This is a genomic window from Nocardia sp. NPDC050630, from assembly GCF_044457245.1.
Taxonomy (GTDB): domain Bacteria; phylum Actinomycetota; class Actinomycetes; order Mycobacteriales; family Mycobacteriaceae; genus Nocardia.
Map to the genome: position 1 here is coordinate 271415 of NZ_JBITGN010000006.1, position 12473 is coordinate 283887.

The window sequence follows — 12473 nt, forward strand, 5'->3', positions numbered from 1 at the left end:
CACGGTAGCGCGACTACGGTCGAGCACGTGCAACCCTCCCACCAGTTCCGGTCCCTACCGCCCAGGGAGCGTTTGGCTACCGCCCGGCTGTATCTGTGCACGGACGCACGCAGGGAGAAGGGCGACTTGGCCAAGTTCGCCGATGCCGCGTTCGCGGGCGGTGTCGACATCATTCAGCTCAGAGATAAGGGTTCCCCCGGTGAGGCGAAATTCGGCCCGCTCGAGGCCAAGGCCGAAATCGGCGTACTCGCCGAATTGAAGGCCGCGGCCCGCAGGCACGGCGCACTGATCGGGGTGAACGACCGCGCCGATATCGCATTCGCCGCCGGAGCCGATGTGCTGCACCTGGGACAGAACGATCTGCCGCCGTGGTACGCGCGGCGCATTCTCGGCCCCGATGTGGTGATCGGGCGCTCCACCAACAACCGGGCGCAAGCCGGACTCGCCGCGATCGACGAACACATCGACTACTTCTGCACCGGCCCGGTGTGGGCGACGCCGACAAAGCCGGGACGTCAGGCGGCGGGCCTGGACCTGGTGCGCTCCACCGCCGACGCCCACCCCACCCGACCGTGGTTCGCGATCGGCGGCATCGATGCCGAGCGACTACCCGAGGTGCTGGCGGCGGGAGCGCAGCGCGTTGTGGTGGTTCGCGCGATTACCGAGGCGCGCGATCCGGAGGCGGCCGCACGGCAGCTGAAGACGGCACTTCTACGAAACGCTCAGCTCGGCTAGATCTAACCGAGCGCTACCCGCACGCAGCGGCGCGACAACTCCGGCCAGCGCTACAGCAAGACGCCTAGGTCGGCGGAGACTCGGCGCGCGGAAACCCGATGTGACGTTGGTCGGTCAGCACAGCCACAGCCTGCCGAGTGCGAACCCGAAGCACCGCCCCTCCCCCTGCGGCCTGCCGATCACGAACTCGAGGCGACCTGCCCAGCAGGACTCGAAGCTGTGCTGCCGCATTCCAGCGCTGCGGTGAGGTGCGGCTTCCGCGAAGACTGGACGCTGAGCCCCCTCTTCAGGACAACACCTGGACTCGGGTAAGCGCCAAGATCGAATCGGCCCGGGCGATCGTCGAATTCGCCTCCGGCCGCAAGGCATCCGTCGAATCCCTATCCGCATCGACTATGCGGGCGTAGGCACCAGGTCCCTCCGGATCGGCGTGCAACCACACGAAGCCTCGAGCGGCGAGGTCAACGGTGCGAGGCAGCGCGGCCGCGACGGTGTCGGCGTCGTCCACGTCGATGTCATCGAGGCAGACGCGCGCCGGAGCCGCCCGCAGCGCAGGCCAGGAGACGGCGAAGCCGGGGTGCAGCGGATGGCTGTCGACCTCGTCCTCGGGAACCCAGGCCAACGCACTGCTCTCCCGGTTGCGACTGGTCGGCAGCGTCATCACGGCATCGGCCACCACGGTGGTGTATGTCCAGCCGCTCAGTGCTGTCGCGGTGACGCGCTCGCCGCGTACCCGAACATCGGCGGGATCGATGCCCGCTTCCTCCCAAGCCTCGCGGACCGCGGCGTGCACGGGGGTCTCGTGACTGTCACGAGCGCCGCCGGGCAACGCCCAGGTTCCGCCCTGATGACTCCACGGCGCGCGGTGCTGCAACAACACCGCCGAAACGCCGTTGGCGAGCGGCGCGCGCAGCAGCAGTCCGGCCGCACCGAAGCGGCCCCAATGCCGCAATCCGTCCGGGCCACGTGACCAACCGTCACCGTCACCACGCATCTGGTTACCATCCTCATCTAGCCGTCGCGCGGTTGTTTCACACGCCACGGCGCCGGTAAGACCACAATAAGCTCCGAGCAGGAGCACATGTGCGCACCAACCGGGGAGGTGGAGATGGCAGCGCTCGACTCGACGACGGCCCCGCGGCCGCCGTCGGTCACGGCCGATGTCGGGCCCGAGCGGCTGGACGTGCCGCGCGAAGCGGGGCTACGCGCCCATCTGGACCCGGCCAACCTACGATCGTTCGCGCTATCGACCCCAGGTCGGTTGATCGCCATCGGTCTGCTGCTCATCGGCCTGTGCCTGGCCGCGGGCACGATGACCGCCGCGACGGTGAGCGATCGCCAGCAGTCGCTGGACATCCTGCTCGACGACACCGAGCCGGACGCGAACTCCTCCCATCACCTCTACACCTCGCTGTCCATCGCCGATGCCGCGGCGAGTACCGCGTTCATCGCGGGCGGCCTGGAACCGGAGACCGTGCGCGACCGATACAGCCAGGCACTGGGCGAGGCGTCCGCGGAGTTGGTGACGCAATCAGGTCACGCGGCCGGACAGGCCACCGACGATGATCCGGACACCCGGCTGCGCACGGGCATCGCCACCGGCCTGCCGGTCTACTCTGGTCTGGTCGAAACCGCCCGCGCGAACAATCGCAACGGGTACCCGGTCGGCGCCGCGTATTTGAGCGAGGCATCGAATCAGATGCAGACCGTCCTGCTGCCGATGGCCGCACAGCTGCAGAGCCACCGTTCCGATGCCGTGAGTGCGGCCCAGCGGCATCATGTGCAGCCGCCGTGGTCCGCGATCGGCGTGCTGATCCTGGCGTTGGGAGCGCTGGTCTGGGCGCAGTTCGATTTGTCGAAGCGCTGGCACCGGGTACTCAATCCGGGACTGCTGCTCGCTTCGGCCGGGATGCTGATCCTGTTGGCGTGGACACTGATCGCCGGATCCGTCTCGGCCGCTGACATGATCGGTGGCCGCGACCACGGCGCGGTGCCGAGCTCTCGGTTGACCGAGAGCCGCATCCTGACCCAGCAGGCGCGGTCGGCGGAGACACTGAAGCTGGTGCGCCGCGACGCCACCGGCGACTACGACCGCACCTACGAATCCAGCGTCATCCGGCTCAACGAACTGCTCAGTGGTTATCCGTCCGAAGCACCCGCGGCCGATGAGATCGCGCATGCTCGTGAGGCACTAACCCGTTGGCGAGCGGCGCATCAGCGGATGAACGACGCCCTCGCCCGCGGTGATTTCGTCGGCGCGGCGACGGTGACTACCGGACCGGGCTCAGCCGATGCCACGGCACAAGTGGAATCGCTGGACCGAGCACTGGGACTCGGCCTGGATGCGACGCGCGAAACGTTGCGCGACAACATCTCCGGCGCGGCCCGATCACTGGACTTCCTGGCACCGGGCGCGATGGTGCTCGGAATACTCGCCGCGGCCTATGTCGGGCTCGGTATCTGGCCGCGACTTCGGGAGTACCGATGAACCGCGTGCGCGGACTGCTCGCCGCGCTCGCCGCAACCGCTCTGCTCGCCGGGTGCGCGGCGGGCTCGGACACGATCGATACCAAGACCACCAAGTACACCGAACCGCCGCTGCCCGCCAAAGCCATTGCGATACCGACGGATTCACCGATTCCACCGGAACGCGACGAGCAGTGCGGCGATCCGACCGCGAGCCTGCGACCCGCCGGGGCGGGTGCGGCCGCCCACGGGCCGACCATCGATGCGATTCGCGCCCGCGGTCGACTGGTAGTCGGATTGGATACCGGCAGTAACCTTTTCAGCTTCCGGGATCCGGTCAGCGGCACGATTGTCGGATTCGATGCCGATATCGCCAGGGAGGTCGCCCGGGATCTGCTCGGTAGTCCAGAGCAGATCGAGTACCGCAGTCTCGGGTCCGCCGAGCGTGAATCCGCGCTGCAGAATCATGTCGTCGATATCGTCGCCAAGACGATGACGATCAATTGTGAACGGCGCCAGAAGGTCTCCTTCTCGACCGTTTACCTGCACGCCAATCAGCGTGTGCTCGCGGTGAAGAACTCCGGCATCCGAAGTCTGGCCGATCTGGCCGGTAAGCGGGTGTGCATCGTCTCCGGCACCACCTCGCTGGACCACATGCGCCGCGAGCAGCCCGCCGCGACCATCCTCACGGTGCCGACCTGGGCCGACTGTTTGGTCGTGCTGCAGCAGCGTCAAGTCGACGCCATCAGCACCGACGACGCCATTCTCGCCGGACTCGGCGTACAGGACTCGGCGTACACCGAGTTGGTCGGCCCCAGCATCAGCGTCGAGCCCTACGGCATCGGAATCCCCAAGGGCAATGACGATCTGGTCCGCTTCGTCAACGGCACGCTGGAGCGCATCCGCAATGACGGCACCTGGGCCCGGCTGTACCAGCAATACCTGATCGCACTCGGGCCGGTTCCGAACCCGCCCGCCCCGACCTATCAGGACTGACGGCGATGACATCACCGCACGATGCCGCCGATTCGACCGAGGGCGAGCCGAAGGAACTCGCCGAGGAATCCGGAGAAAGTACCAGGGCAACCGCGTTCCTCGAACCAGCCGAACCCGCCTCCGCGGCCATCGAAACGATCAGGTGGTCACCGGGCACCGGCCCCGAGGCCGAACGCCCGCGTACCGGGGCGGCCGAGGGTGCCAGCACCGCTTCCGGTGAAACGGTTCGTCACCAGCCCTCCGCCGAAACGATCCGGGACCACCGCGCCTCCCACGAGACCATCCGCCGCCGACCCGCATCCGGCGAAACCGTTCGCCGTGACGATATGGCCGCCGAATTCACCGTCGGCGCATGGAATGCTCCGGAGCCGACTTCCGCCGCGATCATGCGCACCTCCGGCCGCAGCGTGCGCACCGCGCGCTCGCGACCGACAACACGCAAACTCGGCGCCGGACTGGTCACGATTCCGAATATCCCGCCCGCCGATCCACGCACCGCGGTGCTCGCCGACCCTGTGGTCTCCGAGGGCAGGCGCTTCTGTTGGCGCTGCGGTAACCCCGTCGGTCGCGCCACCGCGACCCGCCCGGCGACGTCCGCTGGCACCTGCGAAACCTGCGGTGCACAATATGATTTCCGCCCGTCGCTGCACGAGGGCGATATGGTGTCGAGCCAGTACGAGGTTCAGGGCTGTATCGCGCACGGCGGACTCGGCTGGATCTACCTCGCGATCGATCGCAATGTCAGCGACCGCTGGGTCGTTTTGAAGGGCCTACTGCACGCGGGCGATACCGAGGCCCAGGCGGTGGCCGTTGCCGAACGCCAATTCCTCGCCGAGGTAGCACATCCCAGCATCGTCAAGATCCACAACTTCGTCGAGCACACCGGCCCGGATGGCGAGTCGATCGGCTACATCGTCATGGAGTACGTCGGCGGCCGCTCACTGCGCGATATCCTCGACACCTATCCGCGGCCGCAGCGGATGCCGGTCCCCGAGGCCATCGCCTATCTGCTGGAGATCCTGCCCGCACTGGAATATCTGCATTCGATCGGATTGACCTACAACGACCTCAAACCGGACAACATCATGGTCACCGAGGATCAGGTCAAGCTCATCGACCTGGGTGCCGTCGCAACCATCGATGCCTACGGAAACCTATATGGCACCAGGGGATTTCAGGCTCCCGAGATCGCCAGGACCGGGCCGACCGTGGCCTCGGACATCTACACCGTCGGACGCACGCTGGCGGTGCTGACGTTGAGCATGCCGATGGAACAGGGACGCTATCTCGACGGCATTCCCGACCCCGCCGACCATCCGGTGCTCGAGCGCTACGAGTTCTTCCACCGCTTGCTGCTGTGCGCGACCGATCCCGATCCCGAACGCCGCTTCCCTTCCGCGCGCGTCATGTCCGCGCAGCTGGCCGGGGTATTGCGCGAGATCCTGGCCATGGACACCGGTGCCGAACATCCACAGTTGTCCACAGTTTTCAGTCCACAACGCGCCAGCTTCGGCACCGAGGAATTGATCAGCCAAACCGACGCCTATGCCGACGGCATAGCCAGAAGCAATCTGCTGCGCGCCGACGAAGTGGCCGCGGCACTTCCGGTTCCACTCATCGATCCGACCGACGCATCGGTACCGGTGCTCGCGGCGTTGGCACATCCGGAACCGAACGACGCGCTCGCGGCATTGCAGGAGGCACATGAGCGCGCCGTAGCCGACCCGGAAAAGACCCAGGAGACATGGGATCTGGAGCTGACGCTGGCCGAGGCCAGGCTCCGGCTCGAACTCGGCGAATCGGCGGCGGTGCTGCAGATGCTGTCGCGGCTGCCCAGCGATCACGATTGGCGCATCGACTGGTACCTGGGCCACGCCCAGCTGCTGCGGTTGGATTATGAGCAGGCCTACAAGAGCTTCGATGCGGTGCTGCGGGTGCTGCCCGGTGAGATCGCACCCAAACTCGCACTCGCGGCGACCGCGGAACTCGTTCTGCAGCACTGGGATTCGGCCGATCACGAACAATGGCGAGCCTACGCCGAGAAGTTCTATGCCACCGTCTGGCGCACCGATCACGCCGTGGTGAGTGCCGCCTTCGGTCTGGCCAGGCAGTCCGCCGAGGCGGGTCAGGTCGACGAGGCCGTGCGCGCGCTCGACGAGGTGCCCGCCGCCTCCCGGCATTACACAACGGCACGGATGACCGCGGTATGGCTGTTGCTCACCGCCGCCCCGATCGCCGAACTCCCCGAATCCACCCTGCACCTTTCGGCCGCGCGCATCGTCGCCCTCCCCAGCGGCGAGAGCCGCGCGACCCAGATGCGCGTGCTCGTCCTCGGTGCCGCGCTGGCCTGGCTGCAATCGGGCAATACGCCCGCGAGCGACCAGGCGACCCTCTTCGGTGCGCCGTTCACCGAGCGCGTACTGCGCGCGGGCACCGAGGCCGGGCTGCGCGCCCTGGCCCGCAGCGCCCCTGGCCGCAATCACCGCTATGCCCTAGTGGACCTGGCGAACTCGATCCGCGCCAAGACCTGGATCTAGATCCGGCGCTGGACAACTCACCCGGCCGGGCGGAAAACACCGGCCGGGCTCGGATCCGGGTCCGCGGAGCAGTCGGCACACCGATGATCCCCAGGGTTCCGCGCTTCGGGCCCGCTCCGGGGGCAGCCGGAGCGGGCACATCGGGAGCGGCGAGGGCATCGCGGTCCCGATAGCGGCGGAGGTTCGGCCCGGTTTCGGCCTCCGGCGCGAACCTGATCCGACACCAATACTGCCGCAGCGACTGTGAGGATTCCGTGAGGTTTTCTAGGGCCGCTCAATCATCGCGCTGAGCTGCGACAACGCGTAGCGCGGCCTGCGCGATCGCCAGTTCCTCATTGGTCGGCACGACCAGCACGGCAACCTCGGCCCCCGGTGCGGAGATATGCCGGGCGGCGCGGTCCTTCGCGGTATTGCGGTCCGGATCGACCACGATGCCGAAGCGGGACAGCCCGGCGAGCGCGTCGGCGCGGACCTGCGGACTGTTCTCGCCGACGCCCGCGGTGAAGGTAATGGCGTCGACGCCGCCGAGTTCGATCAGATACGCGCCGAGATAGCGGCGCAGGCGGTGGATATACACGTCGTAGGCCAGGCGGGCCGCGGTATCGCCCGCCTCGATCAGCCGCTGCAACTCACGGAAGTCGTTGACGCCGGACAGGCCCTTGAGTCCGGAATTGCGGTTCAGCATTTCATCGATCCGGTCGACATCCATATGGGCGGCACGGACCAGATGCGCGATGATCCCCGGATCGAGATCCCCGCCCCTGGTACCCATCACCAGGCCCTCCAGCGGGGTGAGTCCCATGGTGGTGTCGATCGGATGTCCGCCGCGAATGGCCGATGCCGAAGCACCATTGCCGAGGTGGAAGATGATCTGATTCAGGTCGGCCGGATCTCGATCGAGCAGCGCGGCGACGCGACCGGAAACGTACTCGTGCGAAGTGCCGTGAAAGCCGTACTTCCGGATGCCATGCGCGACAGCGAGTTTCGCGTCGATGGCGTAAGTTTTGGCGGCATCGGGCAGGCTGTGGAAGAACGCGGTATCGAAGACCGCGACCTGCGGTACGCCGGGCAGCAGTTCGCGCGCACTCTCGATGCCCGCCACATTCGCCGGATTATGCAGCGGCGCGAGCGAAGATAGCTCGGATATGGCCGCGACCACAGCGTCATCGATGAGCGTCGGGCGGTAGAACACCTCACCGCCGTGCACAACGCGGTGCCCGACCGCGCGCACACCCGCCGCGGCCAGATCGTGGCCGGATTCGGCGAACACATCGAAGACCAGCCGCAACCCCGCCGTGTGATCGGCGATCGGCTCGCGATGTTCGATGGTTCGGCCATCGACCTGGTGCTCGATTCCGGCCTGCTCCTCGCCGATCCGATCGACCATGCCGGAGGCGGCAACCGCACCCGAGTCCGGGTCCAGCAGTTGGTATTTGATCGACGACGAGCCGGAGTTGATCACCAACACCAGGTCATCGCGCCCACCCGTCGCCGGACCGCCGCCGCTTGTCGAATCGCTCCGCGATGCCGCGTTCATCACACCTCCTGCGTTTCGTGCGTTCCCCGCACTCGTTCAGCAATCACGGTCGCCGCCAGTCGGTCCGCAGCAGGCCGCCCGTCGCGGGCCACCGGTGTGGTCCGGGCCGCCGAACATCTCGCTCATCGGTCTGCCATCAGTGTGGGAGGACATGGTCTGCGCATCGAACGAGTCGGTTCGCATCAACCCTCCTGCGCCTGGATCGCCGTAATCGCGACGGTATTCACGATGTCGGCGACGAGCGCACCGCGAGACAGATCGTTGACCGGTTTGCGCAGCCCCTGCAGCACCGGACCGATCGCGATCGCACCGGCGCTGCGCTGAACCGCCTTATAGGTGTTGTTACCGGTATTGAGGTCGGGAAACACGAAGACCGTTGCGCGCCCGGCCACTTCGGAATCCGGAAGTTTGGTGGTCGCCACGGTCGGTTCGATCGCGGCGTCGTACTGGATCGGGCCCTCCACCAGCAGCTCCGGCGCGCGCTCGCGGACCAGTTTGGTCGCGACGCGCACCTTGTCCACATCGACGCCACTACCGGATTCACCGGTCGAGTACGACAGCATCGCGATTCGCGCGTCGATGCCGAAGCGGGCCGCGGTGTGCGCGGAGGAGATCGCGATATCGGCCAACTGCTCCGAGGTCGGATCCGGGACGACGGCGCAGTCGCCGTAGGCGAGCACCCGGTCGGCCAGGCACATCAGGAACACACTGGAGACGGTGGAGACGCCCGGCACGGTCTTGATGATCTCGAAGGACGGTCGGATGGTGTGCGCCGTGGTGTGCGCGGCGCCGGAGACCATGCCGTCGGCTATGCCCTTGTGCACCATCATGGTGCCGAAATAGGAGATATCGGCCATGGTTTCGCGGGCGCGCTCCAGTGTCATGCCCTTGTGCTTGCGCAATTCGGTGTATTCCGCGGCGAATTCGTCGAGGTAGCCGGAGGTGCGCGGGTCGAGTACCCGTGCTGCCGAGATATCGACGCCGAGTTCCGCGGCGCGGGCACGCGCCGCGGCCTCATCACCGAGAATGACCAGATCCGCGATTTTGCGCTGCAGTACGCGACCGGCGGCGCGCAGAATCCGGTCGTCGTCGCCCTCGGGCAGCACAATGGTCTTGCGGTCGGCCCTGGCGCGTTCGATCAGCTGGTATTCGAACATCTGCGGTGTCACCACCGGGGTATCCGGAATCTCGATGCGCCGCAACAGCTCGGGCGCGTCGATATGCTGTTCCATCAGGGCCAGCGCGGTATCGACCTTGCGCGGGCTGCCCGCCGACATGCGGCCGCGGGTGCGGAAGGCCGCGCTCGCGGTGTCGTAGGTGCCGAGCTCGGTAGTGAGGATCGGCAGCTTGGGCTTGAGCCCGTTCATCAGCCTGGCGATGGCCGGATGCGGCAGCATGCCACCGTTCATGATGATGCCCGATAGCGACGGAAAGCCTTCTGCCTCATGCGCGTTCACGACACTGAGCAGTACGTCGGAACGGTCACCGGGCGCGATGACGACCACACCGTCGACCAACCGCTCCAGAATATGTTCGGCTGTCATACCGCCGACCATGATCTTCAGCGCCTCGCGCTGCAGCAATTCCACATCACCGCTGTATATTTCGCCGTCGATGGCGGTACACAGCTCAGCCATGGTTGGCGAAATCAGCAGTGGCACTTCGGGTAACGTCCAGGACGGCACATCGAAGGCCTGCAGTGCGGCGCCGACTTCGTCCAATTGCTCTGGATCGCAACGGTTGGCGATAATGGACATCAGGTGCGCGTGTTCGAGAGCCAGCTCGTGCGCGCACAACTCGGCCAGCTGTTCGACCTCGTCGGGGGTACGGCCCGCACCGCGCACCACCAGCAGCACCGGCGCGCCGAGGTTCACCGCGATGCGGGCGTTGAAGCGCAACTCGCTCGGGCTGGCCACATCGGTGTAGTCACTGCCGACGATCACCACCGCGTCACACAGCTTCGCGACCTCGTGGAACCGCATCACGATCTCGCTGATCGCGGCATCCGGATCCGCGTGTACCTGCTCGTAGGTGACGCCGATGGCCTGCGCGTAATCGATATCGGCGGTGCTGTGCTCGAGCAGCAATTCCAGGATGTAATCCGGCTCGGTGGTCGAGCGGGTGATCGGGCGGAATACGCCGACCCGGGCGGTGGTCGCGCACAGCATCTGGAGCATGCCGAGGGCCACCGTCGATTTTCCGGTGTCACCCTCCGGAGATGCGATGTACACAGCGGATGGAGCGGAATCGGCCATGTCCGAAAGCTTAGTGAACCCGCCGCTACCTCGACCGTTCGGCGAGACGGCAATCACGACTATCCGTATATAGTCCGGGCATGGCTGAGCAATTCCCGAAGCAGCAGTGGGGTTCGAACACCAATTTTCTTGCCCGCCTGGCGACCAAGCTCGCTTCCACCAAACCCGGGTCATGGCTGATTCGGAAAGTCACCCCGCTGGATCGGGCCATCCTCGAGCGCACGAACGCCAAGTACACGCTTCTCGGTCCGATCGGCGCGCCGGTCATGCTGCTCACCACCACCGGTCGCAAATCCGGTGAGCCGCGCACCCAACCACTGCTCTACCTGCACGACGGCGACACCATCTACGTGATCGGCAGTAACTTCGGCCAGCAGCATCATCCAGCCTGGACCGCCAACCTCCTGGCGAACCCGAATGCCACCGTCGCCATCGCAGGCCAACGCATCCCCGTGCGCGCCACCCTGGTCGAAGCCGACAAAGACGCCCTCTTCGCCCGCTTCATCGAAATCACCAGCGCCTACGGCGTCTACCGCACCCGCACCACCCGAGACCTCCGCATCTTCGCCCTCACCCGAGCCTGACCCCCGCCCAACCGAGCGCAGTCAGAGGGGCGTGACTGCCCATCAGCCACCAATTGACTGCGTTCGACCGGCAGGTCAGCCCAAGTGCCGCCTAGCCGCCGCGCACTCGGGTGCTGGACAACCAACGCCGAGGGTAGTCAAAGGGGCTTTGCGGGACTGCCGATGAGGCACCGTTCGACTACCCTCGATGGGGATTTGCTGACGCCGGAGGCAGGTCGCGGCTCAGCCCAGGGCGCGCAGGCGGGGGGCCAGGTCGCGCTGGAAGAGGTCGAGGAAGCGGGGCTGATCGTGGCCGGGGGCGTGGAAGACCAGGTGGTTGAGACCGGCGTCGAGGTAAGGCTTGATCTGTTCGACGGCCTCGTCGGGATCACTGGCGACGATCCAGCGCTTGGCGATCTGCTCGATCGGGAGGGCGTCGGCGGCGGCCTCCATTTCGATCGGGTCGGTAATCGAGTGCTTCTGCTCGGCGGTCAGCGAGAGCGGGGCCCAGAAGCGCGTATTCTCCAATGCCAGTTCGGGATCGGTGTCGTAGGAGATCTTGATTTCGATCATCCGGTCGATCTGCTCGATGGTGCGTCCGGCCTTGGCAGCACCCTCCGCGACGGCGGGCATCAGCTTCTCGGTATAGAGGTCCATGCCCTTGCCGGAGGTGCAGATGAAACCGTCACCGGCCCGGCCCGCGTAGCGCGCGACCAGGGGTCCGCCCGCGGCGACGTAGATCGGGATGCCGCCCTTGGGCACGTCGTAGATCGAGGCGCCGACGGTCTTGTAGTACTCACCGTCGAAGTCGGTGCGCTCACCGGTCCACAGCGCGCGCATGAGATCGACGGATTCGCGCAGCCGGGCGAAACGCTCCTTGAATTCCGGCCATTCGCCGGTATAGCCGGTGGCGATCTCATTGAGCGCCTCGCCACTGCCGACACCGAGCATGATGCGATCCGGGTAGAGACAACCCATGGTCGCGAAGGCCTGCGCGATCACGGCGGGGTTGTAGCGGAAGGTCGGGGTGAGCACCGAGGTACCGAGTTGGATGCGCTTGGTGCGCTCGCCCACCGCGGCCATCCAGGCCAGCGAGAACGGTGCGTGTCCGCCCTTGTGCCGCCATGGCTGGAAATGGTCGCTCACGGTCGCGCTGTCGAGGCCGTGTTCCTCGGCCGCCACCGCGATATCCACTAATTCCCGCGGTCCGAATTGTTCTGCCGACGCCTTGTATCCGAGCTTGAGATCACCCATATGCGCCACTCCTGTCGCTTAGCTCAACGGTCCGTGCGGGAGGTTCCGCACACCGTCGGCCGCCTGAATCCCGCGACCGCATCCCGGTACAACCGCAAGGGCGACACGGGAGTTCCCGAGCCGCGATCGG

The 12473-nt window shown here is 66.4% G+C and carries 9 protein-coding genes; 5 read left to right on the top strand and 4 right to left on the bottom strand.

The features are described from left to right. The first annotated feature begins 27 nt into the window (after positions 1-27). The gene (thiE, locus tag ACIBG0_RS18390) at positions 28-735 is read left to right on the top strand and encodes a thiamine phosphate synthase (RefSeq protein WP_397033844.1); all 708 of its coding nucleotides are present in this window, start codon (positions 28-30) and stop codon (positions 733-735) included. Between the two features lie 286 nt (positions 736-1021). Here thiE and ACIBG0_RS18395 read toward each other — a convergent pair whose 3' ends face one another. After that, a complete protein-coding gene (locus ACIBG0_RS18395) occupies positions 1022-1729 on the bottom strand; it encodes an NUDIX hydrolase (RefSeq protein WP_397033846.1) in 708 nt (235 codons plus the stop codon). A gap of 114 nt (positions 1730-1843) precedes the next feature. Between ACIBG0_RS18395 and ACIBG0_RS18400 the strand changes: the two genes are divergently transcribed. From ACIBG0_RS18400 to ACIBG0_RS18410, 3 genes are read left to right on the top strand one after another with little or no spacing between them, the layout of a single operon-like run. Further along, on the top strand, positions 1844-3223 hold the full coding sequence (locus tag ACIBG0_RS18400; RefSeq protein WP_397033848.1) for a hypothetical protein: 1380 nt from the start codon (positions 1844-1846) through the stop codon (positions 3221-3223). After that, positions 3220-4197 (top strand): glutamate ABC transporter substrate-binding protein, encoded by a 978-nt coding sequence (locus tag ACIBG0_RS18405; protein WP_397033850.1) that lies wholly within the window; start codon positions 3220-3222, stop codon positions 4195-4197. The genes ACIBG0_RS18400 and ACIBG0_RS18405 overlap by 4 nt, the downstream gene beginning before the upstream one ends. A 5-nt stretch (positions 4198-4202) precedes the next feature. Further along, positions 4203-6734 (top strand): serine/threonine-protein kinase PknG, encoded by a 2532-nt coding sequence (locus ACIBG0_RS18410; protein ID WP_397033852.1) that lies wholly within the window; start codon positions 4203-4205, stop codon positions 6732-6734. A 274-nt stretch (positions 6735-7008) separates the two neighbouring features. Here ACIBG0_RS18410 and ACIBG0_RS18415 read toward each other — a convergent pair whose 3' ends face one another. After that, positions 7009-8271: an acetate kinase gene (locus tag ACIBG0_RS18415; protein ID WP_397033854.1), complete on the bottom strand. Its 1263-nt coding sequence runs from the start codon at positions 8269-8271 to the stop codon at positions 7009-7011. Between the two features lie 182 nt (positions 8272-8453). Continuing rightward, entirely contained in the window at positions 8454-10526 is a 2073-nt protein-coding gene (gene pta / locus ACIBG0_RS18420; RefSeq protein WP_397033855.1) for a phosphate acetyltransferase, read from the bottom strand. Positions 10527-10606: 80 nt separating this feature from the next. Between pta and ACIBG0_RS18425 the strand changes: the two genes are divergently transcribed. After that, complete coding sequence (locus ACIBG0_RS18425) at positions 10607-11110, top strand: nitroreductase family deazaflavin-dependent oxidoreductase (protein WP_397033857.1); 504 nt, start codon at positions 10607-10609, stop codon at positions 11108-11110. A 222-nt stretch (positions 11111-11332) separates the two neighbouring features. Here ACIBG0_RS18425 and fgd read toward each other — a convergent pair whose 3' ends face one another. Continuing rightward, positions 11333-12343, bottom strand: coding sequence for a glucose-6-phosphate dehydrogenase (coenzyme-F420) (fgd, locus tag ACIBG0_RS18430; protein ID WP_397033859.1), 1011 nt, complete (start codon positions 12341-12343; stop codon positions 11333-11335). Positions 12344-12473: the final 130 nt, after the last annotated feature.